Here is a 26975-nt window from a genome sequence, read left to right as displayed (position 1 = left end):
GCGGTTCGCGCTGGGCTGCGGCGAAGGGAACCGCGATGAACCTGTTCGACGCCTTGGTCACCGAGTCCGCCATGGACTTCCGCGGTTTCCTGGCCGAATACAGGAGGGCTGCCACGCTGCTCCACGATCGGACCGGTGATATCGCCTTCAGGAACGCCGATCTGACGGACAAGAGCTTCATGCGGTGGCGCTCCGGCCAGGTTGCGCGGCCTCACCACCCGGCGCCCGCGATCCTCAAGCAGATCTTCGGCAGACCGGTGGACGAGCTCTTCGCTCCGCGGAGTGACGAGCAGGTCCGATCCCTGCTGGCGGTGGTGGACCCTGTGCTCGATGAAAGAGAAATGGCCATGACCGCACGAGACGCCCGAGCCCACGCCGCCGAAGCGGCTGCTCGACTCCTGCCGGACCTCAGCCTCGACCAGCTCGAAGACGACCTGGTACGTCTGGCCCGGGAAACCGGCGCCAAACCGCCACATCTGATCTTCATGTCAGCGAAGGAACTGCTTGGCGTCGCAAGGGTTCAATTGGATCGCACCCAGGCACTGTCGCAGCGGGGACGCCTGTACCGCGTGGCCGGCCAGGCCTCGGCGCTTCTGGCTGCTTGTGCCTTCGATCTCGGCGCCATGCCCTACGCGTTCGAACTGACGCGGGCAGCAGCCCTGTACGGCCAGGTTGCCGAGCACCAACCCCTGCGGGCGTACGCCCACGGCTACCTGGCTGTCCTGTACTACTGGAGCGGCAACCCCGCCCAAGCCATCCGCAAGATCGAGGAGGCTCGGTCGTTCGCTGGCATCGGCGCCACCGGCAGAGCACGGCTGGCTGCGATTGCGGCTCGCGCGTACGCGCACCGAGGACAGGTCGAAGAGGCTCACCGAGCGATGCTGGAGAGCGTGGCCGAGCGCGGGTGTGCCGAGGATGATCTGCACGACGGCGTGGGCGGGGAGTTCGACTTTGACCTGGAGCGGGTCGAGATGAGTAACAGTGCCAGCTTGTTGCTCCTGCGGGACGGCCGCGGTGCCGAGGTCTCCGCCCGGCGCTCGCTGGAACTGATCGCTGCCCGCTCCGCGAACTCCAATCCTCTTGTCATTGCTCCCCAGGCTCGGACCGATCTGGCCTCCGCCCTACTGATGCGCAATGATCTGGATAGCGCTGCTAATGCACTCGCCCCTGTGCTCACCCTGCCCCGAGAGTGGCGCGGCGCGGGCCTTACGGGCAGGGTCAACGCAGTCCGGATCGAGTTGGCATCGCCGGCCTTCCGCAATGCCCGGCTCGCGCGGGATCTTGCGGATCAGATCGATGACTTCACCCTGGTAGCTGCGCCCCAGGTTCTCGGGCCTGACACGACACGGATTGCCCTCGGCACAGGCAATGACTAGTGCACGCTGTCCAGGATCGCCTGCTCCTTGGCCTGGGCGATGCCATGTTTGGCCCAACGCCTGTGCGGAACCGGCGTGTTGCCTTGGCTCAGCCAGTGCCACGTGTCGGCCACGGTCTCGGCGAGCGGTCGGCTGTGGAAGCCGGCCGCGACCGCCGAGGACGAATCGATGACGGATACACCAGGGTGGACCCACCACAGCGGAAGCTCTGTCCACTGCCGCAGACCGTGGCGGAGCAAGATCCCGTCCTCCACCCACAGCAGTTCCCCGGTACTGCCGGTCACGTCCATGCACGCCTGGAGGAATCCGCCCATCGTCTCCCGGCCGGTTGGGGTGCCGAGGTTGTGGACTTGGTGATCGACGGGCACGACCTGGTCGAGTGCGAAAGTGGCGACGTCCCGAACGTCGACCGCTTGGAAGCGCCTCGTGGGATCCCCAGGCGCGAGAATCAGTCCGCCCCGCTCGGCTCGGCGCAGCCACCACGGCAGCCGGCCGACGTACTCCCCGGGGCCGAGGATCACGCCCGGCCTGAGGAGGCTCGTTCGGGCGAGCCCGAACGTCTCGATCACCGCACGCTCGGTACCGGCCTTCCGCCGACCGTAGTTGGGGTTGACGCCCGGCGCACCGTCCGGCAACTGAGCATCGGCCGGATCCGCCCAGACCGGGGAGCAGGTGTTCAGAGGTTCAGTGGGCCAGCCTTCGTACACCGCCACGGTGGACACGTACACGTAGCGGCCGACGACCAACTCCAGAGCTCGGGCACCCGACCGAACGACATGCGGCGACAGCTCCGAGGCCGAGGTGTCGATCACGGCGTCCCACGGGCCGTGACCCGCGAGACGTGCCAGGTCTTCGGGGCACTCCCGGTCCCCGTGCACGGCGACCGCCCCGGGCACCGGGACACCGGACAGTCCCCGCGTGAACGTGGTCACCTCCCAGCCTCGTTCCAGCGCGCCGCTCACGACCGCGCGGCCCAGGAACCAGCCACCGCCCAGCACGAGAATCCTCATGCGCCGATCCTGTCAGTCACACGCCTTCGTCCGCAGACGAGTTGTCAACCTGCTGCCGCACAAACCTCTCCTTCGACGGAAAATATTGTGTAGCAGTGGTGGGTCTGCCTTCAGGCGGCGAGGGATGGGGGTCATGTCTCCTGTTGTTGCGCCTGGGCAGTGGGTCCTGCCCGAACCGCCGTACACGCTCTGAGCTCGGGGCGAGCTCGACGAGCAGCCGGGGTCGCCCGAAGTGCTGAGGTCGAGGTGATCGGCGGCGAGTTCGTGGTGACGCCGTATCCGCCGGTGTACCAAGCGCCAGGGTCGGCCCTCAGCCTTCACTGAGACAAGGTAGTCACATCACTGGCGGTCGAGGAAGAAGCGCCGTGCAGCCACTGAGCGGCGTGGTCCTACGAGGGGGTCGCTCCGTGCTCCAGGTAGACGGTCTCGGACTGAGTCCTGGCCGCGCAGGCGGCGTGGACGCGGCGGGCGAGGCGTGGGATGAGGAGTGCGTCGAGCTGGTCGGTGGCGTGGAAGGCGTACTCGCCGATCTCCACCTGGTCGACGGTGATGTTGTCGAGTTCGTCGGCTGGAAGGATGCCGCCGTCGAAGACGAAGAGGAGCTTGTCGCCCTCGGCGGGGTGGGGAGCCCAGTCGGCGACGAGCAGGCGGCCGATCGGCGGGGTGATGCCGAGCTCCTCCTTGACCTCCCGGGCCGCGCCCTCGCTCGGGGTCTCGCCGGCGTGGAGGTAACCGCCGGCGATCTCCCAGCCGGGCTTGTAGGTCGGCTTCACCAGGAGGACGCGGTCGTTCTCATCGAAGAAAAGCACGCCGGCGGCGGTACGGGGCTGGGCCACAACCTCGTGGGACTGGGAGTCGCTCATGGCGACGAATGTAGCCGCCCAGCCGCGTCGCGCGACGATCCGGAGCCAGTGGGCGACGCCTGATCGCCCTCGTACATGCGCACCGCGCGCCGTCTGGCCGGGCGCCGCGCGGCGAGGTCGGGGGCGGGCACCCGCCGACAGGCGGGTGGGGGGTGGACGGTGGGGAACGGCGGCGGACCTGTTCAACGGAGCGGCCGGCACGCGGGTGTTCACCCGGCGGTCGGCGAAGCGGAAACGAGCGAACGCCGCCGCCCGGGACTACCGAAGCAGTCCCGGGCGGCGGCGTTGTCAGCGCGACGGATCTCAGACGTTGAAGCCGAGCGCGCGGAGCTGCTCGCGGCCGTCGTCGGTGATCTTGTCGGGGCCCCACGGCGGCATCCAGACCCAGTTGATGCGCAGGTCCTGCACCAGGCCGTCGGTGGCGGTCTTGGCCTGGTCCTCGATGACGTCGGTCAGCGGGCAGGCCGCCGAGGTGAGCGTCATGTCGATGGTGGCCACATCGGACTCGTCGATGTGGATGCCGTAGATCAGGCCCAGGTTGACGACGTCGATGCCCAGTTCGGGGTCGACGACGTCCATCAGGGCCTCGGTCAGGTCCTCGACCGAGACGGTGCCGGCGGTGGTGCCGACGATGACGGTGCCGGTCTGCTCCTCCGCAGTGGAGGGGGTTTCGTCACTCATGGTCTTGTCCTCCTCTGCGGGTTCAGTCGTTCACGGCGGGGTTCTGGGCGAGCGCCTGGGCGGTGGCGTCCTTCCAGGCCATCCAGCTGAGCAGGGCGCACTTGACCCGGGCCGGGTACTTGGAGACGCCGGCGAACGCGACCGCGTCCTCCAGCACCTCCTCGTCGCCCTCGCCCTGGCCCTTGCTCTGCATCAGCTCCAGGAAGGCCTCCTGGACCGCCTGCGCCTCGCCCACCGTCTTGCCGACCACCAGGTCGTTGAGCACCGAGGCGCTCGCCTGGCTGATCGAGCAGCCCTGCGACTCGTACGAGACGTCGGTGACGGTCGCGCCGTCGAGCTTCACCCGCAGGGTGATCTCGTCGCCACACGTCGGGTTGACGTGGTGCACCTCGGCGTCGCCGTCCCGCAGCCCATTGCCGTGCGGGTTGCGGTAGTGGTCCAGGATGATGTCCTGGTACATCGAGTCGAGCTTCATGTCGTCCTGCCCGTCAGCCGAAGAAGTTCCGGACGTGGTGCAGGCCGTCGATCAGCGCGTCGACCTCGCCCGGCGTCGAGTACAGGTAGAACGACGCCCGCGTGGTCGCCGGAATTCCGTACCGCAGGCAGACCGGCCGCGCGCAGTGGTGGCCGACGCGCACGGCGATGCCCTGCTCGTCCAGCACCTGGCCCACGTCGTGCGGGTGGATGTCGCCGAGGGTGAAGGAGATCGCCGCACCGCGGTCCACGGCCGTGCGCGGGCCGATGATCCGCAGGTCCGGGACCTCCAGCAGCCGCTCGACCGCGTACTCGGTGATCGCGTGCTCGTGCGCCGCGACCTTCTCCATGCCGATGCCCTGGAGGTAGTCGATGGCCGCGCCGAGCCCGACCGCCTGGGCGATCGGCGGGGTGCCGGCCTCGAACTTGTGCGGAGCCGGGGCGTAGGTGGACGAGCCCATGGTGACGGTCTCGATCATCTCGCCGCCGCCGAGGAACGGCGGGAGGTCCTCCAGCAGCTCGTGCCGGCCCCAGAGCACGCCGATGCCGGTCGGGGCCAGCATCTTGTGGCCGGTGAAGGCGACGAAGTCGGCCTCCAGCGCCTGCACGTCCAGCACCATGTGCGGCGCGGCCTGCGAGGCGTCGATGACGACCAGCGCGCCGACCGACTGGGCCTTGCGGACGATCGTCTCGACCGGGTTGACCGTGCCCAGCAGGTTGGAGACCAGGGTGAAGGAGACCACCTTGGTCTTCTCGGTGATCAGCTCGTCGATGTTCGACAGGTCGAGCCGGCCCTCGTCGGTCAGCCCGAACCACTTGAGCTTCGCACCGGTGCGCTGCGACAGCAGCTGCCACGGGACGATGTTGGAGTGGTGCTCCATCTCCGTGATGACGATCTCGGAGTCGGCGTCCACCCGGTACGGCTCGTCGGCCCAGCCGAGCATGTTGGCGACGAGGTTGAGCGACTCCGAGGCGTTCTTGGTGAAGATCACCTCGTTGCGGCTCGGCGCGTTGACGAAGGCCGCGACCTTGTCCCGGGCGCCCTCGTACAGCGCGGTGGCCTCCTCGGCGAGCACGTGCACGCCGCGGTGGACGTTGGCGTTGTGCCGCTCGTAGTAGGCGGTCAGCGCCTCCAGCACCTGGCGCGGCTTCTGCGAGGTCGCCGCGTTGTCCAGGTAGACCAGGGGCTTCTCGTCGTGCAGCACCCGCTGGAGGACCGGGAAGTCCTTGCGGATCGCGTCGGTGTCGAGCAGTCCCGTGAACGGATGCGTCACTCGGACGCGCCCCCCTTCACATACGCCTCGTAGCCCTCGTTCTCCAGCTTGTCGGCCAGCTCGGCACCGCCGGACTCGACGATGCGGCCGCCCGCGAAGACGTGGACGTGGTCGGGCTTGATGTACCGCAGGATGCGGGTGTAGTGGGTGACCAGCAGGGTGCCGACCTCGCCGGTCGAGCGGACCCGGTTGATGCCCTCGGAGACGATCCGCAGCGCGTCGACGTCCAGGCCGGAGTCGGTCTCGTCGAGGATCGCGATCTTCGGCTTGAGCAGCTCCAGCTGGAGGATCTCGTGGCGCTTCTTCTCGCCGCCGGAGAAGCCCTCGTTGACGTTGCGCTCGGCGAAGGCCGGGTCCATCTGGAGGGCGGCCATCGCCTCCTTGACCTCCTTCACCCACAGCCGCAGCTTCGGGGCCTCGCCGCGGACGGCGGTGGCGGCGGTGCGCAGGAAGTTGCTGACCGAGACGCCGGGGACCTCGACCGGGTACTGCATGGCCAGGAAGACGCCGGCCTTGGCGCGCTCGTCGACGGACATCTCCAGGACGTCCTCGCCGTCCAGCAGCACCGAGCCGCCGGTGACGGTGTACTTGGGGTGGCCGGCCAGCGAGTAGGCCAGGGTGGACTTGCCGGAGCCGTTCGGGCCCATGATGGCGTGGGTCTCGCCCTGCTTGACGGTGAGGTCCACGCCCTTCAGGATCTCGCGCGGGCCGTTCTCGGCGTCCACGGAGACGTGCAGGTCGCGGATTTCAAGGGTTGCCATGTGTACTCAGGACTCCTGGTTGACGGAGACGAGCACATCGTCCCCTTCGATCTTTACGGGGTAGACAGCGACCGGCTTGGTGGCGGGCAGGCCGGAGGGCTTTCCGGTGCGCAGGTCGAAGCTGGAGCCGTGCAGCCAGCACTCGATCATGCAGTCCTCGACCTCGCCCTCGGAGAGCGAGACGTTCGCGTGCGAGCAGGTGTCGTTGATCGCGAACACCCCCTCGTCGGTGCGGACGACGGAGACCGGCACGCCGTTGAGGTCCACGCGCTTGGGAACGTCCTCCTGGAGGTCGCTCAGCGCGCAGGCACGGAGGAAGGTCATCGCGCTCAGACCGCCGATTCCAGCTCGGCGTCGATCTTCTCCATGAGCTGCTCCTGGACCTCGGCCACGCCGATCTGCTGGAGCAGTTCGGCGAAGAAGCCGCGCACCACGAGGCGGCGGGCCTCGTCGGCGGGGATGCCGCGGGCCTGGAGGTAGAACAGCTGCTCGTCGTCGAAGCGGCCGGTCGCCGAGGCGTGGCCGGCGCCGACGATCTCGCCGGTCTCGATCTCCAGGTTCGGGATCGAGTCGACCCGGGCGCCGTCGGTGAGCACCAGGTTCCGGTTGAGCTCGTAGGTGTCGGTGCCGACCGCGGCGGCGCGGATCAGCACGTCGCCGACCCAGACGGCGTGCGCGTCCTGGCCCTGGAGCGCGCCCTTGTACGCCACGTTCGACCGGCAGTGCGGCGTGTCGTGGTCGACGACCAGGCGGTGCTCCAGGTGCTGGCCGGCGTCGGCGAAGTAGAGGCCGAACAGCTCGGCCTCGCCGCCGGGGCCCGCGTAGTTGACCCGCGGGTGCAGCCGGACCAGGTCGCCGCCGAAGGTGACGGTCACGGACTTGAACGAGGCGTCCCGGCCGACCAGCGCGTTGTGCTGGGCGACGTGGACGGCGTCGCGGTCCCAGTCCTGCACGGTGACGAAGGTGAGCTTGGCACCGTCGCCGACCAGCAGCTCGACGTTGGCGGCCCGGGTGCCGGTGCCCTCGTGGTTGAGCACCACGACGGCCTCGGCGAACGGCTTGACGTCGATGACCACGTGGGCGAAGCGGACCCCGCCCTCGCCGCGCACGTCGATCTTGACCGGCTCGGTCAGCACCGCGTCCTTGGGAACGGTGACCACCAGGGCCTGCTCGAAGGCGCTGAACGCCTGCGCGGCGACCCGGTCCACCGGCGTGCCGGCCTTGCCCAGGCGGGCGTCGTCACGGCCGACGGTCTCGGCGGTGACGCCGTCCGGCAGGACGAACTCGACCTTGTCCTCACCGCGGGGCGCGTCGGCGGCGGTGCCGTCGTGCAGCCCGCCGAGGCGGTGCAGCGGGGTGAACCGCCAGTCCTCCTCGCGGCCGGTGGGCACCGGGAAGTCGTTCACGTCGAAGGACGGCTTGACCGCGACGCGCGCGTCGATCGGCTGCTGGACCGTGGTGCGGCCGGTGCCGGGGCCGGCGAGCTGCGCGCCCGCGCCGGCGGTGCCGACCTCGATCGAACCGGCGGTGGTGGAGCCGGTGGGGGTGTTGACGTCAGCCATGGCTGTCGTGGTGCTCTCTTCCTCGAAAACTCGAAAAGTCGGTGGGCGGTCTACGGCCGGACGTCAGCCGACCGCGCCCTCCATCTGCAGTTCGATCAGCCGGTTGAGCTCCAGCGCGTACTCCATCGGCAGCTCGCGCGCGATGGGCTCGACGAAGCCGCGGACGATCATCGCCATCGCCTCGAACTCGGTCAGGCCGCGGCTCATCAGGTAGAACAGCTGGTCCTCGCTGACCTTGGAGACCGTTGCCTCGTGGCCCATGGACACGTCGTCCTCGCGGACGTCCACGTACGGGTAGGTGTCCGAGCGGGAGATGGTGTCGACGAGCAGCGCGTCGCACAGGACGTTGGACTTGGCGCCCTTGGAGCCCTCGCCGATCTCGATCAGACCGCGGTAGGAGGTCCGGCCGCCGCCGCGCGCCACCGACTTGGAGACGATGTTGGACGAGGTGTTCGGCGCCATGTGCACCATCTTGGCGCCGGCGTCCTGGTGCTGGCCCTCGCCCGCGAAGGCGATCGACAGGGTCTCGCCCTTGGCGTGCTCGCCCATCAGGTAGACGGCCGGGTACTTCATGGTGACCTTGGAGCCGATGTTGCCGTCGACCCACTCCATGGTCGCGCCCTCGTACGCCACGGCGCGCTTGGTGACCAGGTTGTAGACGTTGTTCGACCAGTTCTGGATGGTCGTGTAGCGGCAGCGGCCGCCCTTCTTGACGATGATCTCCACGACCGCCGAGTGCAGCGAGTCGGAGGAGTAGATCGGCGCGGTGCAGCCCTCGACGTAGTGGACGTAGGCGTCCTCGTCGACGATGATCAGCGTCCGCTCGAACTGGCCCATGTTCTCGGTGTTGATCCGGAAGTAGGCCTGGAGCGGGATGTCCACGTGCACGCCCTTCGGCACGTAGATGAACGATCCGCCGGACCACACCGCGGTGTTCAGCGCGGCGAACTTGTTGTCGCCGGCCGGGATCACGGTGCCGAAGTACTCCTTGAAGAGCTCCGGGTGCTCCTTCAGCGCGGTGTCCGTGTCCAGGAAGAGGACACCCTGCTCCTCCAGGTCCTCGCGGATCTGGTGGTAGACGACCTCGGACTCGTACTGGGCGGCGACACCGGCGACCAGGCGCTGCTTCTCCGCCTCCGGGATGCCGAGCTTGTCGTAGGTGGCCTTGATGTCCGCCGGCAGGTCCTCCCAGGACTCGGCCTGCTTCTCGGTGGAGCGGACGAAGTACTTGATGTTGTCGAAGTCGATGCCGGTGAGGTCGGAGCCCCAGGTCGGCATGGGCTTCTTGCCGAACAGCTTCAGGCCCTTGAGCCGGAGGTTCAGCATCCACTCGGACTCGTTCTTCTTCGCGGAGATGTCGCGGACGACCTCCTCGCTGAGCCCGCGCTTGGCCGTGGCACCCGCGGTGTCCGGGTCGGCCCAGCCGTACTCGTAAGTGCCCAGGCCCTCGAGCTCCGGGTGCGAAACGGTGTCAGTCATGCGAGCTTCCTAACGCGCGGACGCAGAATCTTCGGTGGACGTACCGGCAGCCGGCAGCGCATCGGAGCCGCGGCCCGAAGGGCGCCGGGCGGACGACGATGCGGCACCGGATGCCGGCACGTAGGTGGTGCAGACCCCGTCGCCGTGGGCGATCGTGGCCAGCCGTTGTACGTGGGTTCCCAGGAGCTGGGAGAAGACCTCGGTCTCCGCCTCGCAGAGCTGCGGGAACTGCTCGGCGATGTGCGCGACCGGGCAGTGGTGCTGGCAGAGCTGGGCGCCCGCCGGGGCCTGGGCCGCGGCCGACGGGACACGCCGCACCGTGGCAGCGTACCCGTCCGCGCTCAGCGCCTGGGCGAGTGCTTCGGGGCGCTCCCCGGCCGCCGCCAGGCGCAGGGCCTCCAGGTACTTCTCGGCCTGCTTGCCGAACCGGGCGCGGGCGAAGGCGGCGACCGCCTCCTCGCCCGCCTTGCCGCCGCCCACCGAGTCCGCGATCCACCGCAGCGCGTCGGCCGCGAGCTGGTCGTACGCCTGGTAGAAGGCGTCCCGGCCGGCGTCGGTGAGGGCGAAGAGCCGGGCCGGACGGCCCCGGCCGCGGCTGCCGTAGACCCGCTGTTCGTGGGACTCGACCAGGCCGGTGGCGGCCAGCCCGTCGAGGTGGCGGCGCACGGCGGCGGCGGTGAGGCCGAGCCGGTTCGCCAGGTCGGCGGCGGAGGACGGGCCGTGGTCCAGGATCGACCGGGCGACCCGGTCCCGGGTGGCCCGGTGGCCCTCCAGCAGCACCTCGGCCGCCGTCACGGGCACGTCGCAGGAGGAGGCCGGCTCGGCCTCCTGCTGCTGGGCGTGCTCGCTCATGTTTTTCACAACACCAGTGTTGCGTAATTGCTTCCGCCGGGACAACCCGTGACCTTCGCCTCATCGGTGTCATCTGTCACGCAGGCAAGCCTTACCTGACCTGGGGAAAACGATCACCGAGCCGCCGTCCGGCCCGCGCGTCAGGCCCTCTTACACTCGCCGGTATGCACTCCGAACCCGCGGTCCAGATCGCCGGGCTGGTCAAACGCTACGGCGACAAGTCGGCCGTGGACGGCCTCGACCTCACCATCCCGGCGGGCGCGATCACCGCCGTACTCGGCCCCAACGGCGCCGGCAAGACCACCACCATCGAGACCTGCGAGGGCTACCGCCGCCCCGACGCCGGCACCGTCCGCGTCCTCGGCCTCGACCCGGTCGCCCAGAGCGCCGCGCTGCGGCCCCGGATCGGCGTCATGCTGCAGTCCGGCGGCGTGTACGCGGGCGCGCGCGCCGTCGAGATGCTGCGGCACACCGCCAAGCTGCACGCCCACCCGCTGGACGTGGACGCCCTGGTCGAGCGCCTCGGCCTCGGCTCCTGCGGCCGCACCACCTACCGGCGGCTGTCCGGCGGCCAGCAGCAGCGGCTCGCCCTGGCGATGGCCGTGGTCGGCCGCCCCGAGCTGGTCTTCCTGGACGAGCCCACCGCGGGCCTCGACCCCCAGGCCCGCCGGGCCACCTGGGAGCTGGTGCGCGACCTGCGCCGGGACGGCGTCACCGTGGTCGTCACCACCCACCACATGGACGAGGCCGAGCAGCTCGCCGACCGGGTCGCCATCGTCGACCGCGGCAAGGTGATCGCCGACGGCACCACCGAGGAGCTGTGCCGCGACGGCGCCGAGGGCGCGCTGCGCTTCGACGGCCCGCCCGGCCTCGACCTCGGCCCGCTGCTCAAGGAACTGCCCGAGGGCGCCACCGCCGCCGAGACCGCCCCCGGCAGCTACCGCGTCGAGGCGCCCGTCGACCCCCGCCTGGTGGCCACCGTCACCGGCTGGTGCGCGGCCTCCGGCATCCTGCCCGAACGGCTGTCCGTCCAGCGCCGCAGCCTGGAGGACGTCTTCCTCGACCTGACCGGACGGGAGCTCCGCTCGTGAGCACCACGGACTACTCCCCCAGGCCCGGCGCCGCACCGGTCGGCCGGATGCTGCTGGCCCAGACCGCGTTCGAAACCCGGATGCTGCTGCGCAACGGTGAGCAGCTGCTGCTCACCGTGGTCATCCCGACCGTGCTGCTGGTGCTGTTCTCCGCCGTGGACATCGTCGCGGTCGAGGGCCCGGGCAAGCGGGTCGACTTCCTGGCCCCCGGCCTGCTCGCGCTGGCCGTGATGTCCACCGCCTTCACCGGCCAGGCCATCGCCACCGGCTTCGAGCGCCGCTACGGGGTGCTGAAGCGGCTCGGCGCCAGCCCGCTGCCGCGCTGGGCGCTGCTGACCGCCAAGACCGGCTGCGTCCTGGTGACGGAGGCGCTCCAGGTCGCGCTGCTGTCGGTGATCGCGCTGGCCCTCGGCTGGTCCCCGCACGGCGACCCGCTGACCGTCGCCGCGCTGCTGGTCCTCGGCACCGCCGCCTTCTCCGGGCTCGGCCTGCTGATGGCCGGCACCCTGAAGGCCGAGGCCACCCTGGCCGGCGCCAACCTGGTGTTCATCCTGCTGCTGCTCGCCGGCGGGGTGATCGTGCCGCTGGGCAAGTTCCCCTCGGCCGTACGGTCGGTGCTGGAGCTGCTGCCGATCTCGGCGCTCTCGGACGGCCTGCGCTCGGTGCTCCAGGCCGGCGCCGGGGTGCCGTGGGCGGACCTCGGCATCCTGGCCGGCTGGTCGGTGCTCGGCCTGGCCGCCGCGGCCCGCTTCTTCCGCTGGGAGTAGCCCTCCGTGACAACACGCGACGCCCCCCGGCCACGTGCGGCCGGGGGGCGTCGCGCTTGCGCCGTACGGTCCGTCAGCTCTCGCTGCCGCCGCGGCGCTTGCGGGCGAGCAGGACGAGCGCGCCGCCGACCAGCAGCACGCCGCCGCCGGCCGCCGCGATCATCGGGGTCGCGTCGCTGCTACCGGTCTGGGCGAGCGCCGGAGCGCTGGGGCTGGGCGCCGGGGCGGGGGGCGTGCTCGGGGCGGGCGTGGCCGACGGGGGCGGGGTCGGCGTCGGGGTGGCCGACGGCGGCGGGGTCGTCGTCGGGGTCGGCGTGGGGGTGGGGGTCGGGGTGGGCGTGGGCGTGGGCGTGGGGGTGGGAGTCGGGGTGGGCGTCGGAGTCGGGGTGTGGCACGGATCGATGGTCTTGGTCTCGTTGATGTTCCACCCCTTCTCGTTCGGGTTCTCCGTGGTGGAAACCACCAGGGTCGCCTTGATGGGGGCGTTGTGGTCCTTCACCGGGAAGGTCCCGTGGTACTCCGCCGGGAAGATCTTGCCGTCCAGGACCTTGTCGCCGTCGATGGTCAGGCTGACGGTGTTCCTCACGGTCTCGTTGCCGCTGTACTTGGTCAGGTCGACCACGACCTTGTCGCAGGTCACCGACCAAGTCGGCACGTGCGCCGAGGCGTTGGAGGCCAGCGCCAGGGGCAGTAGAAAACCGGCCGCAGCCGCCCCGGCGAGTGCCGTGGCGCCGATCGCGAAGTGCCGCTGCTGTCGCACCATTACCTTGTTCCCCTCCGAACGGTCTTGTGCAGCAGGCGTGTTGAGTGGTTCGCGGTGGCCCGCTACGACTGTCCGGGGGACTCTACCGGCACCTCCGTACCCCGCCACACCCCGCCGTACGACCGGATTTCGACTGTCCGTCCGTCTTCCGATGTGCATGACCAGCCCATCACAGCTGTCACCTCGCAGAACACGGATTCGTCAAAGCTCAATAAACTCGGCCACTTTCAAGACAGAACAGCGCCCCCGGTGATCGACTTCAGTCACCGAGGGCGCCGTTTCGGTCAGTCGACGAACTCACGTCGATCGACCCTGCCGGTTCAGGCCTTCTTGGCCGCCCTGCGCCGGGCGGCCACCACGATCGCACCGCCGGCCGCGATCACGACCGCGCCGCCGATCGCCAGCGGCAGCACCGGACCGGAGCCGGTGTGCGCCAGGTTGCCGCCCCCGTCCGGCTGGGCCGACGGGCTGCCGGAGGCCGTCGGAGCGTTCGTCGCACCGGCCGACGGGCTGGCCGAACCGCTCGGGCCGGGCGCGCCACTGGTCGGAGCGGACGGGCTGCCCGACGGGCTCGCCGAACCGCTCGGGGCGGTCGGCCCGCTCGGGGTGGCCGACGGCGAGCCGCTCGGAACGGTCGGCGGCACCGTCGCCGGGCCGGACGGCGTCGGGCCGGTGGTCGGCAGGCAGCCGGTGAACGGGTAGTGGTGCGTCTCCGCGCCGCCCTTGCCGGTCAGCGAGGCGGCGATCACCGAGCCGTTGACCGGACCGGCGCTGCCGAGGTCGAAGGCGGCGTTCGGCGCGAGCACAGAGCCGGACCAGGCGGCCGCGCTGTTCTTGACCACCTTGGTGGCGGTCGGGAAGTTCCACAGCAGCTTGGCGCGGATCGCCCCGCCCGAACCGCTCTGCAGCTTGTCGTCCAGCAGGAAGGACTTCTTGCCCTCGTCCCACAGGTGGAAGCCGGTGGTCCCGGCCGCCGCCATGTCGTACGAGCCGCCGGTCACGTTGACGACCGTCACCGAGCCGAGCGGAACCCTGATGAAGACGTCCTTGGCGCCCTGGAGCTTCGCCGCGTCGATGGTGAAGCTGTTGTACTTGGCGTCGATGCCGGTGAGCGAGAGCTCGGCACCCTTGGCCTCGATGCTGGCACCGGCGCTCTGCGGCACCGCGGCCAGCGCGGTGGAGGCGGCGCGCAGCTTGGCGAACTCGGCCTTGAAGTCGATCGGCGAGGGGCCCTGGGCGATGCTGCCCTGGTGGGCCTGGACCACCGCGCCGTCGGCCTTCGAGCCGTAGACGCCGTTGCCCTTCATCACCTGGGTGTTGTGACCGGTGATCTTGCCGGCCACGACCAGGGCGTTCTTGCCGGGCAGCGCGTCGACCTGCGCCGCGGTCAGCTCCTGGCCGACCGAGAAGCCGCCGGTGAAGTCGGCGTTGCCGCCGACCGCGACCGCGCCCTCGGCGTCGGGAGTGTGGGTGTCGTCGCCCTCGATGAACTCGCCGTAGAGGGTGGCGACCCCGAGGCCGCGGCACTCCTGGCCGGGGTCGGCGGCATGGGCGGCGGGGGCGATCAGGCCGGCCAGTGCGAGCGAGCCGCCGGCGGCGAGCGCGGCGGCGGAAATGGGTATGCGCATGTGCAGGATCTCCGCGTGTGTGCGGGAAGTGTGGGAGAGGCCCGAAGAAGGTATGGACCAAGCCGCACTCTTTCCGCCAAACGGGTGAATGGTCAAGACCAATGCAGATCTTGACCGAAGCACCCCGGTTTGTCCGCGTGTCTCCCCTCCGCGTGTCGTGATCACCGCCCTTCCGTACACCTCCGCGCGTCCCTCCCGTACACCTCCGCGCTACCCGTCAGTACCTCCGCGCCCTCCCCGCCGAGGCCCCCGCGCCCCGCCCGTGACGCCGTGCCCCGCCCCAAGATCGCCTGTAAGGCCGCCTACGATTGACCCCGTGCCTAACCCCTTCTCCCTGCTCGCCGAGCGCTGGCAGCCCTCCGCCGCGATGGTCCGACGCGCCGCGTTCGCCGCGCTCGTGATGAGTGTGGTGATCGTCGTCACCGGTGGTGCCGTCCGGCTCACGGCCTCCGGCCTCGGCTGCACGACCTGGCCCCGCTGCACCGACGAGAGCCTGACGCCCACCGCCGAGATGGGCTTCCACGGCGTCGTCGAATTCACCAACCGGATGCTCACCTACGTGCTGAGCGCCGCCGTCGGCTGGGCGATCCTGGCCGCCCGCTGCCACCGTCCGTGGCGGCGGAGCATGACCAAGCTCGGCTGGGCGCAGTTCTGGCTGGTGATGAGCAACGCCGTGCTCGGCGGCATCACCGTGCTGACCGGCCTCAACCCGTACACCGTGGCGCTGCACATGATCGCCGCGATGGCCCTGGTCTGGGTCGCGCTGCTGATGTGGGAGCGGTCCAAGGAGGGCGACGGCCCGCCGGTGCTCTCAGTGGCCCGCCCGATCCACCAGCTCTCGTACGTCCTGGTCACCGTGGTCGGCCTGCTCGTCGCCGCCGGCACCCTGGTGACCGGCGCCGGCCACCACCCCGGTACGCCCAAGGACAACAAGATCGTCCCGCGCATCCCGATCGACTACGACCGGCTCGCCCAGTTCCACGCCGACTTCGCGTTCGTCTCGGTCGGCCTGGCGATCGCGGTGATCTTCGTCTTCGCCGCCGTCAAGGCCCCCCCGGCGGCCAAGGCCCGCGCCAAGGAACTGCTCGCCGTCCTGCTGCTCCAGGGCGTGCTGGGCTTCGTCCAGTACTTCACCGACGCCCCCGAGCTGATGGTCGGCCTGCACATGCTGCTCGCCGCCCTCACCTGGATCGCCGCCCTCCGCGTCCCCCTCGCCCTGCGCACCCGCACGGTCGAGGAGGTCGCCGCCGACACCCCGGCCCCACGGACACCCGAGACCGCCACCGTCTGAACCTCGCCGAAGGCCCCCATCCCCCGGGATGGGGGCCTTCGCCGTGTCGTCACAGCAGGCGTCGCCCGTCGTGAGTCCGGATACTCGGCGCCGCGTCGTCCCGCAGCGCGTCCAGGACACGGACCGCATAGACCTCGGCCATCCACTCGGACGCCTCGGCCGGCGTGAGCCAGTCCACCTCGATCGCCTCGTCCGAGAGTCGCTCCGCCCCGCTCTCTGGTCGGCATCGGAAGACGAGGGCGACGATCCCTCGGCTCAGGTTCTTGTAGACGCCGGTCAGCCGCTCCACGCCGACCTTGATCCCGGTCTCCTCGTAGACCTCGCGACGCACGCCGTCCTCGATGGCCTCGTCCAGTTCCAGCACGCCGCCCGGAGGTTCCCAGGTCCCGTTGTCCGCCCGGCGGATCGCCAGCACCCGGCCGTCCTCCCGCACCACCACCCCCGCGACGGACACCGAGTGGAGCGGCGTTGACCGGGAACTCATGCGCGCGCCGCCGGACGGGGCAGATCGAGGACCATCACGTCGTGGCGAGCCGCGCCCTCCCATGGGATCGCCGACCCGACGCGCCGGTAGCCCCACGCCCGGTAGGACGCCTGGGCCGCAGCCGCCTCCGGTCGCGTGTTCAGCATCACCCGGGCGCTGTCGATGCCGTCGACGAGGACGCGATGCATGCGGGTGGCGATCCCCTGGCGGCGCCACCGAGGCCGGACCGCCAGCTCGAAGAGACCGAACGTGCGCCTCCCGTCCTCCTGCCGGAGGTCCTCGGGCACGGGATCGAGCAGGGTGTCCCACCATCCGGTGTTCGCCGACAGCGGGTAGCCGTACGCCATGCCCACAACGGTGTCACCGTCGAAGGCGATCACCGCCCGGAACCCCCGACGACGCGTCTGCGAGCGGAACCGGCGGAACGCCCGCTCCACGTCGCCCGGCCCCTCGCCGTAGGGAGGCTCCGCGAAAGCCTCCGCGAACACCTCCTTCAGCCGGCCCTCCAACTCGACCGCCTGCCCGCCCTCCAAGAGCCGAACCGCCACCGTCACACCGTCCTCTGTTTCCGGGCCGAAACCCCGAGCGATCGAAGCTCCTCAACGCAGTCCCGCGCAATCGCCGTATCAACTCGGACCGCAGCCGACGCCACCGAACGCAGCCGGTCTGCCAACCTAGCCGAGGTCATTCCCTTCGCCGCATTGGCGCTGGCCACCGCCTCTGCACATGCTTCCTCGACGTTGCCGGCCTTCATGAGCACCTCGGCAAGTCGGGCCCTGTACAACGCCGCGTTTCGGCTGTACTTAGGACCGAGCAGTTCGACAGCAGAGCGAAGAAACGGGATCGCATAGGCAAGTTGCCCAGCTTCGACATGCCATGCAGCAGTGGCGTAGTCCACCTCAACCTGACCCGCAAATGCTGTCCATGGCGGCGCATCCGTGTCGTTGTCCGATCGGTCCTTCCACGTCAGTGCCTGGGAGAGAGCTCGGCGGGCCCCCGAGTGGTCACCAGCAGACGAGAGCGCCCGCGCCTGCCGCAGGGCGACGACTGATTTCACCTTCGGCCCGCCGTATCTCTGCGCAATCGCCCCTGAGGCAGTCGCTGCCGCGATCGCCTCCCACGGCCGTTTCTGCTCGACGGCGAGCAGGGACAGACTGTCGAGCGCGCGGACTTCCAAGAGCGGGTCGCCAACCAGACGGGCCGAGGTCAGGGCCTCAGTACATGCCGCACGGGCAGCCGCCATCCTTCCTGCGTCGAACTCAATCCAGCCGAGATGGGAGAACAGTGTTCCGACCAGGGCGTGGAGGTCGCGTCCGACCGGCGCAATGTAAACCCCTCCGGTCATGGCCTTCTCAACGCTCTGCAGAACGCGCGCGGCACACTGCCGGGCGATGCGGCCGCCTTGCGCGTGGTCGATGGCATACAGGCATTCGACCTTGGACCTGAACACCTGGACATCGGCCGAGCCGATCCGGCGACCGGCCTGCGTGGGGACGAGAACGGAAGCCCCGAGCAGTGCTCCGACGTCCACAACGAACTGTCGCCGCTGTACCGCGCCCTCCTGATGCCCGCTACTCGGGCTGCTACGAGCCCGCCCGGGAGGCACCGTGAAGCCCATCTCCTCAAGCGGGACCCCCAACAATGCTTCGAGTACCGCTTGTTGGCCAGGGTGCGGCAACGGCGGGCTGGGAGACTCCCATCTCCTGAGATGACGAACGCTCACCGCAGCGCGAACATCCATGCGTTGCGCCATGTCGAGGAACGCGGCGACGAAGCCCTCCTGCGTATGTCCAGCAGCCTTCCTCAGTCCAGCGAGTGATCGTGCAGCCACAGAACCCCCAGCGATCGGCGACATCAGACGAGTCGAAACGTCCGGTGAAGTGTCCGGCCGCCCGGACCCCGCACGCCGCCCCTGACCGGTGAACTAGGAATACCTCGCTGGCAGATCAAGGTCCAGGGAGGATCAATCGGACCACCCGAGGGAGTGACCTCGATGTCTCCGCCCAGCGCGCTGCCGACATCGTCAAACGTCGACAGGAAGCAACCTCGCTTCCCTCCAGAAGTCGCCGACATCGAGTCCGCTGACGGCGAACTCGCCACTCCGGCGACGATCTGCCTGCCTTACCGGCCCGAGTCGGTGAGCGCTGCTCGCCGCTTCGTCCGCGTAAAGCTGCGGGAGTGGGGGCTGGACGATCTGGTGGACGACTCTGCCGTGATCGTCAGCGAGTTGGTCACCAACTCCTCCAAGACCGGCTGCCAGACCCGCATGCTCGTCGGCGTCCGCCGCCCGAGCGACCGAATCGTCCGCATCCTCGTCGGTGACGGCTCCCGCTCGATGCCCGTGATGGTCCAGGCCGGGCCCGACTCCACGTCCGGCCGGGGCCTCGCGATGGTCCACCGGCTCACCCGTGGCCGCTGGGGCGTCACGCTCCTCCCGTTCGGGAAGGTCGTCCACGCCGACCTCACGACGCCTTCGCCGATCTCTACGTGAACCGGCGACTGCCGGTAGCGAGCCAGGGCTCCGACGGCGCATCGCCGTCGTCCCCACCCCCCCTCAACGTCCGAAAGCCCGAACGCCCATGCACCTCGTCACCCTCGCCCGGCACACCCTCTCGCGCGGAGCCACCCCGGCCACCACATACGCGCTCCTCGCCCGCCTCGGCCACCGGCCCCTCCCCTGCGCCCAGGCCGTCTGCGTCGCCCTCGACATCCCGCCCGCCGAGATCACCCGCCGCCTCGCCGACTGCCACGACGCCCTCCTCGCCGACCCCCGACCCGACTCCGAAGCCGACACCGGCGAAGTCCTCGAAGCCCTCGGCGTCTTCGACGTCCCCGCCACCCTCACCCCCACCCAACGGACCGTCGTCGCCCTCCTCACCACCGCCGTCGACGCCCACGGAAGCCTCCGCCCCGGCCACCACCACGGCCTCCAGCGCTGGTTCACCACCGGCAACCTCACCACCGCCTACCTCTCCCTCACCACCACCCACCCCCTCCCCCGCACCGGAAACCCCACCACCTACTGGACCACCCTCACCACCGCCGGCGAACTCCTCACCACCACCAACCCCGACCCCCGCCTCACCTACGCCCTCACCCACTGCCGCGCCCAAGCCACCCGCACCTGAATCCCGGGGCTGCGTAAGAAGTCGGCCCCACCGACTTCTTGCGCACCTCAACGACCCAAGGCCGGAATCACGCAGAACGGAGAGGGCCGCCGTGAACACCGCGAGAGTCCAGCAGGAGGCACACCTGCTGCGCCGCTACCAGCACCGGATCCACCGTGTTCCCCGAAACCTGGTGGTCCAGCCGACCGGCTTCTGCAATCTGAACTGCACGTACTGCTACCTGCCCGACCGCGATGACAAGGCCCCCATGCCAACGGCTGTCGCCGAGGCCGTCGCACAGTCGGCGAGCGAGCTCGTGAACGGCCACCACGGCAAGCCCCTCGGGCTGATCTGGCACGCCGGAGAACCGCTGGCACTCGGACGGCGACGTTTCACGGAGTTGCTCCAGCCGTTCGAGGAACTGCGCCGCAAGGGCCTGCTGGAGCACGCCGTCCAGACGAACGCCACTCTGATCGATGACGAGTGGTGCGACCTCCTGACCGAGTACGGGTTCCGGGTCGGCGTCAGCATCGACGGCCCGAAGGACCTGACCGACCGACGCGTCGACCGCAAGGGCCGTCCTGCATTCGACCGGATCATGAAGGGAATCGAGCGGCTACGGCACCGCGGTGTTCCGTTCTCGTTGATCGCCGTCGTCAGCCGGGAGAGTGTCAACCACCCCGACCGGCTCCTCGACTTCCTTGCCGCACTCCGGCCCGTCAGCATCGGCATCAACATCGAGGAGCTGGAGGGCGTCAACACCGAGCGCCACCCGCCCACCCGCGAACAGGCCGTCGAGTTCTGGCAGGCGGTCCTTGCCTGGTCACGTCGTCAACCGGGCGGCACGGCTCCGGTGCGGGAACTGGAACGCCTCGGCCGGTACCTGCGGATGAGCCGCGCCCAGCGCGGCGGCCACGCGCAACCGAGCCGCACCGATCCCTTGCCGACCATCGCCAGGAACGGCGACGTGTTCCTGCTGTCCCCCGAACTGGCGGGCATCACCGCGCCCGCCTACAACGACTTCCGGGCCGGGAACGTCCTTGACCAGCCGATCGGCGCCATCCTGGGCCAGGCGCACCGGTTGAACTACGTGGGCGAGTTCCTGACCGGCCTGGAGGAGTGCGAGTCCACCTGCGAGTTCTTCGACTACTGCCGGGGCTCACAGGCCGGGAACCGCTATTTCGAGCACCGAACCTTCGCCGTCGCCGAGACCGACTACTGCCGTGTCACCGAGCAGGCCCCGCTCTTGGCACTGGCCGACACCGTGCGCAAGGAGCAAGCCACATGACCGTCCTGGAACTGCTCGCCACCGCCGACGCTCCCGCCGTCGCGGATCTGATCGCCGCCGTCATCCCGGCGGGCGGGACACCCACGGTCGAGTGGAGCAACCAGCCGACCTGGGACAACCGTGGTGGGGGCCCATGGGACAACGCCCCGTCCTGGGACAACTGGCAGAGCGCCCCTTGGGACAACTGGAACAACGGGCCGTCCTGGTCCGACTGGTCCAACCGCTGACACCACCGGCCACACAATGGGGACTTCCCCAGCCAACGCCGCCCGCTGCTCCCGGGGAAACCGGCGGCACCCGACTACCGACCGGAGAACCCCCGTGCCCACCCGCCGCTACGGCCGCACCACCATCACCCTCCCCGACCCGGGCGACGACCCGTACCTGGGCGTCATCAACTCCCCTCCCCGGCCCGGCAGCACCGTCACGGAGTTCCGCTACACCGACCAGGACATCCGCGACCTCGACCTCACCGAGACCGATCTGCGCAACGGCATCCTCCACAACGTCAACGCCCAGCGCACCACCATCGAGAACGTCCGCTTCAGCTCCGTCCGGATCACCGACAGCGATCTCGGCTCGCTCCAACTGACCGGCAGCAAGGCGTCCCGCACCCTGTTCCGGGACTGCCGGCTCATGGGCGCGGCCATCACCGGCGCCGTCCTGGACAGCGTCCTGTTCGAGAACTGCCGCCTCGACTACGCCGCCTTCGACCGGATCCGTGCGAGCGGCCCGGTCGTGTTCGACCGGTGCGTACTCACGGAGGCCACCTTCACCGCCTGCGACCTCACCGGCGTGGTGATGCACGACTGCACGCTGCGCGCCACCGGGTTCGGGGCCGGCACGTACAAGGAACTCGATCTGAGCGGCAGCGACCTGTCCACCATCCGCGGCGTCGGCAACCTGCGGGAAGCCGTCATCAGCCGCGCCCAGCAGCACCAGCTCACCGATGCCCTCCTCGCCGAACTGGACGTCACCTACAGCGAGGACCTGCCTCCGCACCACTGACCGCCACGCGAAGGGAACGCCTGCGTGAGGCCGCTCATCATGTTCACCGACTACACCAAGCTCCGTGACCGCTGCCAGATCGCCACCACGGCGGTCGTGCACGACCAGCCTGCTCACGAAGACGGGGCGGTGATTCCGACCGGTCGGTGGACACCCATCAGCGCCACCGAGGCCGATCTCCTGCGCGCGCCGCACCACGTGCCGGGAACCGAGGCCGTCGAACTCGTCGCCTTCCCCGACCTGCACACCTCAGGCGTCATGGACGGCCCCTGGTGGACCACCCATCCATCGTTCACCCGATCACCGCGCACCCGATACGCCAACCACGCCACCAGCCCCGCGGGCGACCTCACCGTCACGGTGAACCCCGCGAACGGGAAGCGGCTCGGTATCCACCTCGACAACTGGGACCGGCTCCCGTACCCCCACCGTCGATCGTCCCGTCGCAGGCTGTGTTTCAACGCGGGCCCTGGCTCCCGCTACCTCCTCATCGGCGACACGGACGCGTCGGCCATCTGCCGGCGCCTCGGCAGGGACGACCCGACGCACTACCCGCACACCGACGACATCCGCGCCTACGTGCACACCGGGCATCCGCTGCGCTGCCTGCGGCTGCGGCTCGACCCCGGCGAGGGATACCTCGCCCCCACCGAACTGCTGCCCCACGACGGCTCCACGATGGACCTCCCCGATCCCTCCACCGCGGCCTTCTGGCTCGACCACTGGCCGATCGGGGCGTTCCCGTCCGTGATCTGACCGGGCGGACACGAGGTCGACTGCGGCGAGGAACCGTCTCCACGGGTCGGAGGGACGGCCCTCCACCCCACCGCTCAGAACACCGGCGGCCGGCCCAGCTTCGCCATCCGCCGCACCGTGCGCCACCGCATCGGACGGCGTGGGGGGCAGGGGGTGCGGACGCCCTCGAAGAACCCGGACCACCAGGCCTTGAGGCCGGACAGCGGCGGGCGGCGCAGCAGCGTGTACAGGGTCCAGGAGGTGAGGTAGACCGGCACCAGGACGGCCGGGAGGTGGCGTTTGGCCAGCCAGACCCGGTTGCGGGCGGTCAGCCGGTAGTAGGTGGCGTGCCGGGCCGGGTCGGTGCGGGGGTGCTGGAGCACCAGGTCGGCTCGGTAGTCGATGCGCCAGCCCGCGTCCAGAGCGCGCCAGGCGAAGTCGGTCTCCTCGTGGGCGTAGAAGAACGCGGCGGGGAACAGGCCGACCTGGTCGATCACGCTCATCCGGATGGCGTGGCCGCCGCCCAGGAAGGTGGTGACCGGCCCGGACGCCAGGGGGTCCGACGCGCCGAGGCGGGGGACGTGCCGACGCTGGGTGTGCCCGGTCTCGTCCGCGATGCGGAAGGACACGATGCCCAGCTGCGGGTCCCGCTCGAAGGCCTCACGGACCAGCCGGAAGGTGTCGGTGCGCGGCAGCAGGCCGTCGTCGTCGAGGACGACCAGGACGTCGGTGCCGCCCAGTTCGCGCAACCGCTCGACGCCCGCGTTGCGGCCACCGGGGATGCCGAGGTTCTCCGGCAGCTCCACGGCGTCCACCCAGTCCGGCAGTTCGGGCAGCTTCGTGCCCTGCCCGAGCACCACGGTCCGCACGCCGCCGCCGGCGCCGTCCTGGGCCCGTACCGAGTCCAGCAGCGCCGTCAGCTCCGCAGGCCGGTCCCCCATCGTCAGCACCACCACGCCCAGCGTGACGCCCATCGCACCCGACCCTTGGTTGAGGAAACTGCGGGCCACCCTCCCACACCGTCCGCTCCGGCCGGTAACCGAACGCCCTTCGTTCACCCGCGGGGAGGGCGTGCGGCCTGACGGGTGACCGGCTCAGCCCGACTCGAACTTGACCATCGCGTCGCCCGCAGCCGCGGCCGCCGCGAAAAACCTCTTCAACTCGCCCAGGTCGGCGGCCAGTTCATCCGCCCATTCCCGGCTCCACGGCTTCGCGAAGCCCAGGGACTCGACCTCTTCCGCCAGATCCGACTCCAAGTCCCTGACCAGGTCCTCGACCGCGACCTGCCGCAGGAAGTCCGATGCGTCCCGCACCTCCTCGGAGCGGAGCACGACCACCTCCGTCCCGACGATGAACCCGTACTCGGAGACTTCCTTGCCACCGGTCCGTCGCTCGCCGGCGTAGACCGGCAGTCGGGCGACACGGAACGAGGGAGCGTCCGCTCCCATCAGGGCGAAATGCATCAAGCAGCCGTTGCGTTCGACAGCCATCAGCGTTCCGGCTTCACGAAGCGGCCTGAACTCGTTGTCGGACCAGTGCGGCACCGACGCGGCCAGCTCCTCCGGAGTCAGCTCGTCCAGCAGCCGGCCGTCCACCCGCCGCCAGAAGAAGTCCACGCTCATCCCGCGCACCCGCCCTGTCCCTGTTGCCTCGACACCCCTGATGCCGCTCGCACGACAGGCTAGGCGGCCCCTCCGACAAGCCGGACGCATCGACCGCGCCCAGAGGGGCCCGAGCCCCGGGCTCCGCCCGCCGGTCACGCCCAGCGCCAGCCGTTCTTGTGCCTGTGCCGCCGGCAGGAAAAGGTCCACGCGCGACACGGCCCTACGGAACGTCACTTCTCAAACGTGCAGTGCTATTAAATGACAGTCACTCATATGCTGACGAGCACCAAGGACTGCACTTCGAACACGGGGGGAACCGTGCCGAGTCCCTATTCGCCTTCCGCTGTCACCGTCAACCCGTCGGTACTGGAAGGCTGCGGACAAACCGCCCAGCACCTGGGCGGCCAGATACCGCCCGAGACCGCGAAGATCACCGAGCCCAGCGACCAAGCCGCGTCGACGCTCCAGGGCTGGCTCACCGGGCCCGCGATCCACAACTGCGCCGCCAACTGGAAGACGCTGCTGGACAAGCTCGCCGGCGACATGGGCGGCACCGGCGCCAAGCTCGCGACCGCCGCCGCCTCCTACCGGCAGAACGAGCAGAACGTGTCCGCGTCCATGAACGGCGGCGCCGTCACCGGCGACTACCGGCCTCCGGCGAAGGACCCGTTCAACACCGTCCTCACCGGCGACCTGTCCCCTGCCACCGGGGCCCGGTGACACCGATGGACATCGCGACCCTCAAGAACGCCAACATCAACAACATCACCACGGCGAAGAGCGCCTACGACATCCTCATCACCGCGTTCGGACAGCACGCCGAGTCCTGGCAGCACGAGGTCGCCGACCGGCTCGGCTCCTCGCAGTGGACCGGAACCAGCGCCGACGCCGCCACGGCCGAGATCAACGCGCTCGCCACCAAGCTCCAGAACGCCAAGCAGGAACTGTCCTTCATCAGTCGTAGCCTCGCCGACGCCGCCGAAGGGTTCGCCGCCGCCCAGGCTCACCTGATCAGTGCCCTGGACGACGCCAAGGCGGGGAAGTTCACCGTCGCCGCCGACGGCACCATCACCTGGGACAAGGAGCCCACGTCCGCCAACTACGCGGGCGACAAGGCCGAGGAAACCGCCAAGGAGCTCAGCCGACGGATCACGGCCGCCCTCAACGAGGCCACCCACGCCGACACGGAGATCGAGCAACGGCTCAGCCACCTCTCCTACAACGCCAGCAGCGGCACCGGGCTGGACTCGACCGTCGTCAAGAAGGACCAGGAGGCGGTCGCCGCCCGCGACGTGGTGCCCCCCGCCGGGACCGACACCGACACCGTCAAGCGCTGGTGGGACAGCCTCACCGAAGCCCAGCAGCAGCGCTTCATCCTCAACCACCCCGACCAGGTCGGCAACCTCGACGGCATCCCCGTCGTCGCCCGCGACCAGGCCAACCGGATCAACCTGGCGCGGAGCAAGCAGGACCTCCAACTCCAGCTCGACCACCTGGGGCCGGAACCCAAGCAGTTCAGCGGATGGGTCAAGGGAGAACCGATCCCGAACCCCGAGTACGAGGAGTGGCACCGCAAACAGACGGACCTGAAGGAGAAGCTCACCTCGATCAACAACATCGAGAGCCGGCTGACGGGTGACAAGCTGAAAGCCCGCGACGGCACACCGGCCTACCTCATCGGCTTCGACACCAAGGGCAAGGGCCGGGCGATCATCTCCGTCAACAACCCCGACACCGCCGACAACGTCGTGACCTTCGTCCCCGGCACCACGGCCCGGTTCGGCGCTGCGGGCGGCGACGTGGACAAGGCGGACGAGATGGTGAGGGCCGCCAGGGACTCGGACCCCGGCAGCCCGAAGACAACGGCCGCCATCGCCTGGGTCGGCTACGACGCGCCACAGAACCTCGCCGAGGCCTCGACGAACTCGTACGCCAACAACGCCGAGAAGGACCTGGCGCGGTTCCAGAACGCCCTGCGCACGACCCACGAGGGCAACCCGTCGCACAACACCCTCATGGGCCACAGCTACGGAACCGTTGTCGTCGGCTTCACCATGCGCGACCACACGTTGCCCGTGGATGACGTCATACTGGTCGGCAGCCCCGGCGTGGGCGTCGATCACGCCAAGGATCTGAACATCGACCCGTCCCACGTCTACGTCGCCCGGGGCAGCGAGGACACGATGATCAAGCACGTGGCGAGCACCAGTCTGCTCTTCGGGCTGGACCCCGTGGACAACGGCTTCGGGGCCCAGCACCTCCCGGCCGGCAGTACCGACCACTCGCACTACTGGCTGCCGGGCAGCGAATCCGTCAAGGCGTTCGGCGCGGTGATCGCGGGCAACGGGATCGGCCGGTGAGTCGGCACCAGGCGATCACGGCAACGATGGCCGCCGCACTGCTGTTGACGATCACCGCGTGCGGCAAGGACTCCGATGCCCCGACCATGACCCGGGCGCAGGCGAAGCAGCAGACCGTGGACTACATGGGACAGGCCCTCACCGACCTGCCCCAACCGGTCGCCACGGCCGGCGAGCGGGAGAACGGCACCAACTGCTTCAAGAACGATGCCCCCTCCGAGTACGACGGCCAGGTCGTGGAGGTCACGGAGAGGCGGGTATCCGGTATTCCGATGGACCGCCAGGCCGAATACGTCGCGCACCTCCGGACCCGGATCGAGTCCATGGGGTTCCAACAGGACGACTCCGGCGCCTTGCGCACCTCCGCCCACTTCACGAACTCGGCCAACAAGTTCACCGGCTCCATCGACGGGATCGGCAGCTCGTACGGGGTACTCGTCATCGGCTTCTCCTCCCCCTGCGTGTGGCCCGATGGAACCAAGCCCCCACCGTGAACCGCTCGTGGGGCGGGCCCGGG

General features: G+C 69.8%; 30 protein-coding genes. 13 read left to right on the top strand and 17 right to left on the bottom strand.

Features of this window, described 5'->3' with window-relative positions; translation table 11 throughout:
* Positions 1–35: 35 nt before the first annotated feature.
* Positions 36–1376, top strand: a complete 1341-nt coding sequence (locus ACFRMQ_RS08790; protein WP_380728436.1) for a hypothetical protein — start codon at positions 36–38, stop codon at positions 1374–1376.
* Here the strand turns inward: ACFRMQ_RS08790 and ACFRMQ_RS08785 are convergent.
* The 10 genes from ACFRMQ_RS08785 to ACFRMQ_RS08740 form a co-directional block, all read right to left on the bottom strand.
* Entirely contained in the window at positions 1373–2386 is a 1014-nt protein-coding gene (locus tag ACFRMQ_RS08785) for an NAD-dependent epimerase/dehydratase family protein (protein ID WP_380728434.1), read from the bottom strand. The genes ACFRMQ_RS08790 and ACFRMQ_RS08785 overlap by 4 nt on opposite strands.
* A gap of 389 nt (positions 2387–2775) precedes the next feature.
* Positions 2776–3249 (bottom strand): NUDIX domain-containing protein, encoded by a 474-nt coding sequence (locus ACFRMQ_RS08780; protein WP_380728432.1) that lies wholly within the window; start codon positions 3247–3249, stop codon positions 2776–2778.
* A 303-nt stretch (positions 3250–3552) separates the two neighbouring features.
* Positions 3553–3930 carry a metal-sulfur cluster assembly factor gene (locus ACFRMQ_RS08775; RefSeq protein ID WP_380728430.1) on the bottom strand — a complete coding sequence of 126 codons (378 nt, stop codon included), beginning with the start codon at positions 3928–3930 and terminating at the stop codon, positions 3553–3555.
* 22 nt (positions 3931–3952) lie between these two features.
* Complete coding sequence (gene sufU / locus ACFRMQ_RS08770) at positions 3953–4405, bottom strand: Fe-S cluster assembly sulfur transfer protein SufU (protein WP_380728428.1); 453 nt, start codon at positions 4403–4405, stop codon at positions 3953–3955.
* Between the two features lie 13 nt (positions 4406–4418).
* Positions 4419–5678 (bottom strand): cysteine desulfurase, encoded by a 1260-nt coding sequence (locus ACFRMQ_RS08765; RefSeq protein WP_380728426.1) that lies wholly within the window; start codon positions 5676–5678, stop codon positions 4419–4421.
* Positions 5675–6439, bottom strand: a complete 765-nt coding sequence (sufC, locus tag ACFRMQ_RS08760) for a Fe-S cluster assembly ATPase SufC (protein ID WP_074001667.1) — start codon at positions 6437–6439, stop codon at positions 5675–5677. Before sufC ends, ACFRMQ_RS08765 begins: the two co-directional genes overlap by 4 nt.
* A gap of 6 nt (positions 6440–6445) precedes the next feature.
* Positions 6446–6763 carry a bifunctional 3-phenylpropionate/cinnamic acid dioxygenase ferredoxin subunit gene (locus tag ACFRMQ_RS08755; RefSeq protein ID WP_063349526.1) on the bottom strand — a complete coding sequence of 106 codons (318 nt, stop codon included), beginning with the start codon at positions 6761–6763 and terminating at the stop codon, positions 6446–6448.
* Between the two features lie 5 nt (positions 6764–6768).
* Positions 6769–8001 (bottom strand): Fe-S cluster assembly protein SufD, encoded by a 1233-nt coding sequence (gene sufD / locus ACFRMQ_RS08750; protein ID WP_380728424.1) that lies wholly within the window; start codon positions 7999–8001, stop codon positions 6769–6771.
* Between the two features lie 63 nt (positions 8002–8064).
* Complete coding sequence (gene sufB / locus ACFRMQ_RS08745) at positions 8065–9480, bottom strand: Fe-S cluster assembly protein SufB (protein WP_380728422.1); 1416 nt, start codon at positions 9478–9480, stop codon at positions 8065–8067.
* A 9-nt stretch (positions 9481–9489) separates the two neighbouring features.
* Positions 9490–10341, bottom strand: coding sequence for a helix-turn-helix transcriptional regulator (locus ACFRMQ_RS08740; RefSeq protein ID WP_380728420.1), 852 nt, complete (start codon positions 10339–10341; stop codon positions 9490–9492).
* 155 nt (positions 10342–10496) lie between these two features.
* On the opposite strand from ACFRMQ_RS08740, the gene ACFRMQ_RS08735 reads away from it, so the two are divergent.
* Both ACFRMQ_RS08735 and ACFRMQ_RS08730 read left to right on the top strand, forming a co-directional pair.
* Entirely contained in the window at positions 10497–11423 is a 927-nt protein-coding gene (locus tag ACFRMQ_RS08735; protein ID WP_380728418.1) for an ABC transporter ATP-binding protein, read from the top strand.
* A 47-nt stretch (positions 11424–11470) separates the two neighbouring features.
* Positions 11471–12190, top strand: coding sequence for an ABC transporter permease (locus tag ACFRMQ_RS08730; protein WP_380728454.1), 720 nt, complete (start codon positions 11471–11473; stop codon positions 12188–12190).
* A 73-nt stretch (positions 12191–12263) separates the two neighbouring features.
* Here ACFRMQ_RS08730 and ACFRMQ_RS08725 read toward each other — a convergent pair whose 3' ends face one another.
* Together ACFRMQ_RS08725 and ACFRMQ_RS08720 are read right to left on the bottom strand one after the other, a co-directional pair.
* Complete coding sequence (locus ACFRMQ_RS08725; RefSeq protein WP_380728416.1) at positions 12264–12953, bottom strand: LAETG motif-containing sortase-dependent surface protein; 690 nt, start codon at positions 12951–12953, stop codon at positions 12264–12266.
* A 320-nt stretch (positions 12954–13273) separates the two neighbouring features.
* Positions 13274–14581 (bottom strand): choice-of-anchor A family protein, encoded by a 1308-nt coding sequence (locus tag ACFRMQ_RS08720; protein WP_380728413.1) that lies wholly within the window; start codon positions 14579–14581, stop codon positions 13274–13276.
* A 367-nt stretch (positions 14582–14948) separates the two neighbouring features.
* Between ACFRMQ_RS08720 and ACFRMQ_RS08715 the strand changes: the two genes are divergently transcribed.
* Positions 14949–15872, top strand: a complete 924-nt coding sequence (locus ACFRMQ_RS08715; protein WP_380728452.1) for a heme A synthase — start codon at positions 14949–14951, stop codon at positions 15870–15872.
* Positions 15873–15921: 49 nt separating this feature from the next.
* Here ACFRMQ_RS08715 and ACFRMQ_RS08710 read toward each other — a convergent pair whose 3' ends face one another.
* From ACFRMQ_RS08710 to ACFRMQ_RS08700, 3 genes are read right to left on the bottom strand one after another with little or no spacing between them, the layout of a single operon-like run.
* Positions 15922–16356, bottom strand: a complete 435-nt coding sequence (locus ACFRMQ_RS08710; RefSeq protein ID WP_380728411.1) for an NUDIX hydrolase — start codon at positions 16354–16356, stop codon at positions 15922–15924.
* Complete coding sequence (locus ACFRMQ_RS08705) at positions 16353–16889, bottom strand: GNAT family N-acetyltransferase (protein WP_380728409.1); 537 nt, start codon at positions 16887–16889, stop codon at positions 16353–16355. The genes ACFRMQ_RS08710 and ACFRMQ_RS08705 overlap by 4 nt, the downstream gene beginning before the upstream one ends.
* A gap of 17 nt (positions 16890–16906) precedes the next feature.
* The gene (locus tag ACFRMQ_RS08700) at positions 16907–17887 is read right to left on the bottom strand and encodes a hypothetical protein (RefSeq protein ID WP_380728407.1); all 981 of its coding nucleotides are present in this window, start codon (positions 17885–17887) and stop codon (positions 16907–16909) included.
* Between the two features lie 462 nt (positions 17888–18349).
* Here ACFRMQ_RS08700 and ACFRMQ_RS08695 point away from each other — a divergent pair, with 462 nt between their 5' ends.
* The 6 genes from ACFRMQ_RS08695 to ACFRMQ_RS08670 all read left to right on the top strand — a co-directional run bounded on the left by ACFRMQ_RS08695 (position 18350) and on the right by ACFRMQ_RS08670 (position 22515).
* On the top strand, positions 18350–18847 hold the full coding sequence (locus tag ACFRMQ_RS08695; protein WP_380728404.1) for an ATP-binding protein: 498 nt from the start codon (positions 18350–18352) through the stop codon (positions 18845–18847).
* Between the two features lie 88 nt (positions 18848–18935).
* A complete protein-coding gene (locus ACFRMQ_RS08690) occupies positions 18936–19484 on the top strand; it encodes a hypothetical protein (RefSeq protein ID WP_380728402.1) in 549 nt (182 codons plus the stop codon).
* 91 nt (positions 19485–19575) lie between these two features.
* Complete coding sequence (amcB, locus tag ACFRMQ_RS08685) at positions 19576–20751, top strand: cyclophane-forming radical SAM peptide maturase AmcB (RefSeq protein ID WP_380728400.1); 1176 nt, start codon at positions 19576–19578, stop codon at positions 20749–20751.
* On the top strand, positions 20748–20978 hold the full coding sequence (amcA, locus tag ACFRMQ_RS08680; protein WP_380728398.1) for a multiple cyclophane-containing RiPP AmcA: 231 nt from the start codon (positions 20748–20750) through the stop codon (positions 20976–20978). The genes amcB and amcA overlap by 4 nt, the downstream gene beginning before the upstream one ends.
* A gap of 94 nt (positions 20979–21072) precedes the next feature.
* A complete protein-coding gene (locus ACFRMQ_RS08675; RefSeq protein ID WP_380728396.1) occupies positions 21073–21759 on the top strand; it encodes a pentapeptide repeat-containing protein in 687 nt (228 codons plus the stop codon).
* Positions 21760–21783: 24 nt separating this feature from the next.
* Positions 21784–22515 (top strand): hypothetical protein, encoded by a 732-nt coding sequence (locus tag ACFRMQ_RS08670; protein ID WP_380728394.1) that lies wholly within the window; start codon positions 21784–21786, stop codon positions 22513–22515.
* A gap of 74 nt (positions 22516–22589) precedes the next feature.
* Here the strand turns inward: ACFRMQ_RS08670 and ACFRMQ_RS08665 are convergent, their stop codons facing one another.
* Together ACFRMQ_RS08665 and ACFRMQ_RS08660 are read right to left on the bottom strand one after the other, a co-directional pair.
* On the bottom strand, positions 22590–23468 hold the full coding sequence (locus ACFRMQ_RS08665; protein WP_380728392.1) for a glycosyltransferase family 2 protein: 879 nt from the start codon (positions 23466–23468) through the stop codon (positions 22590–22592).
* A gap of 120 nt (positions 23469–23588) precedes the next feature.
* On the bottom strand, positions 23589–24116 hold the full coding sequence (locus ACFRMQ_RS08660) for a DUF1877 family protein (RefSeq protein ID WP_380728390.1): 528 nt from the start codon (positions 24114–24116) through the stop codon (positions 23589–23591).
* Positions 24117–24416: 300 nt separating this feature from the next.
* On the opposite strand from ACFRMQ_RS08660, the gene ACFRMQ_RS08655 reads away from it, so the two are divergent.
* From ACFRMQ_RS08655 to ACFRMQ_RS08645, 3 genes are read left to right on the top strand one after another with little or no spacing between them, the layout of a single operon-like run.
* On the top strand, positions 24417–24818 hold the full coding sequence (locus ACFRMQ_RS08655) for a WXG100 family type VII secretion target (RefSeq protein ID WP_380728388.1): 402 nt from the start codon (positions 24417–24419) through the stop codon (positions 24816–24818).
* A 5-nt stretch (positions 24819–24823) separates the two neighbouring features.
* Positions 24824–26458, top strand: a complete 1635-nt coding sequence (locus ACFRMQ_RS08650; protein WP_380728386.1) for an alpha/beta hydrolase — start codon at positions 24824–24826, stop codon at positions 26456–26458.
* On the top strand, positions 26455–26952 hold the full coding sequence (locus ACFRMQ_RS08645) for a hypothetical protein (protein WP_380728384.1): 498 nt from the start codon (positions 26455–26457) through the stop codon (positions 26950–26952). Before ACFRMQ_RS08650 ends, ACFRMQ_RS08645 begins: the two co-directional genes overlap by 4 nt.
* The last annotated feature ends 23 nt before the right edge of the window (positions 26953–26975 follow it).

The organism is Kitasatospora sp. NPDC056783 (assembly GCF_042789895.1).
In the GTDB taxonomy this organism is placed as follows: Bacteria; Actinomycetota; Actinomycetes; order Streptomycetales; family Streptomycetaceae; genus Kitasatospora.
The sequence above is the reverse complement of the archived record's forward strand: the minus strand, read 5'-3'. Positions and strand labels throughout refer to the sequence as shown.

Bases quoted from the DNA above. Each gene is read 5' to 3' on its own strand.
- ACFRMQ_RS08785 (WP_380728434.1), bottom strand. From the start codon at position 2,386: ATGAGGATTCTCGTGCTGGGCGGTGGCTGGTTCCTGGGCCGCGCGGTC.
- amcA (WP_380728398.1), top strand. From the start codon at position 20,748: ATGACCGTCCTGGAACTGCTCGCCACCGCCGACGCTCCCGCCGTCGCG.
- sufD (WP_380728424.1), bottom strand. From the start codon at position 8,001: ATGGCTGACGTCAACACCCCCACCGGCTCCACCACCGCCGGTTCGATC.
- ACFRMQ_RS08790 (WP_380728436.1), top strand. From the start codon at position 36: ATGAACCTGTTCGACGCCTTGGTCACCGAGTCCGCCATGGACTTCCGC.
- ACFRMQ_RS08730 (WP_380728454.1), top strand. From the start codon at position 11,471: ATGCTGCTGGCCCAGACCGCGTTCGAAACCCGGATGCTGCTGCGCAAC.
- ACFRMQ_RS08665 (WP_380728392.1), bottom strand. From the start codon at position 23,468: ATGGGCGTCACGCTGGGCGTGGTGGTGCTGACGATGGGGGACCGGCCT.
- ACFRMQ_RS08710 (WP_380728411.1), bottom strand. From the start codon at position 16,356: ATGAGTTCCCGGTCAACGCCGCTCCACTCGGTGTCCGTCGCGGGGGTG.
- ACFRMQ_RS08735 (WP_380728418.1), top strand. From the start codon at position 10,497: ATGCACTCCGAACCCGCGGTCCAGATCGCCGGGCTGGTCAAACGCTAC.
- ACFRMQ_RS08755 (WP_063349526.1), bottom strand. From the start codon at position 6,763: ATGACCTTCCTCCGTGCCTGCGCGCTGAGCGACCTCCAGGAGGACGTT.
- ACFRMQ_RS08695 (WP_380728404.1), top strand. From the start codon at position 18,350: ATGTCTCCGCCCAGCGCGCTGCCGACATCGTCAAACGTCGACAGGAAG.
- ACFRMQ_RS08780 (WP_380728432.1), bottom strand. From the start codon at position 3,249: ATGAGCGACTCCCAGTCCCACGAGGTTGTGGCCCAGCCCCGTACCGCC.
- ACFRMQ_RS08650 (WP_380728386.1), top strand. From the start codon at position 24,824: ATGGACATCGCGACCCTCAAGAACGCCAACATCAACAACATCACCACG.
- ACFRMQ_RS08720 (WP_380728413.1), bottom strand. From the start codon at position 14,581: ATGCGCATACCCATTTCCGCCGCCGCGCTCGCCGCCGGCGGCTCGCTC.
- ACFRMQ_RS08660 (WP_380728390.1), bottom strand. From the start codon at position 24,116: ATGAGCGTGGACTTCTTCTGGCGGCGGGTGGACGGCCGGCTGCTGGAC.
- ACFRMQ_RS08725 (WP_380728416.1), bottom strand. From the start codon at position 12,953: ATGGTGCGACAGCAGCGGCACTTCGCGATCGGCGCCACGGCACTCGCC.
- ACFRMQ_RS08775 (WP_380728430.1), bottom strand. From the start codon at position 3,930: ATGAGTGACGAAACCCCCTCCACTGCGGAGGAGCAGACCGGCACCGTC.
- sufU (WP_380728428.1), bottom strand. From the start codon at position 4,405: ATGAAGCTCGACTCGATGTACCAGGACATCATCCTGGACCACTACCGC.
- sufC (WP_074001667.1), bottom strand. From the start codon at position 6,439: ATGGCAACCCTTGAAATCCGCGACCTGCACGTCTCCGTGGACGCCGAG.
- ACFRMQ_RS08715 (WP_380728452.1), top strand. From the start codon at position 14,949: ATGGTCCGACGCGCCGCGTTCGCCGCGCTCGTGATGAGTGTGGTGATC.
- ACFRMQ_RS08690 (WP_380728402.1), top strand. From the start codon at position 18,936: ATGCACCTCGTCACCCTCGCCCGGCACACCCTCTCGCGCGGAGCCACC.
- sufB (WP_380728422.1), bottom strand. From the start codon at position 9,480: ATGACTGACACCGTTTCGCACCCGGAGCTCGAGGGCCTGGGCACTTAC.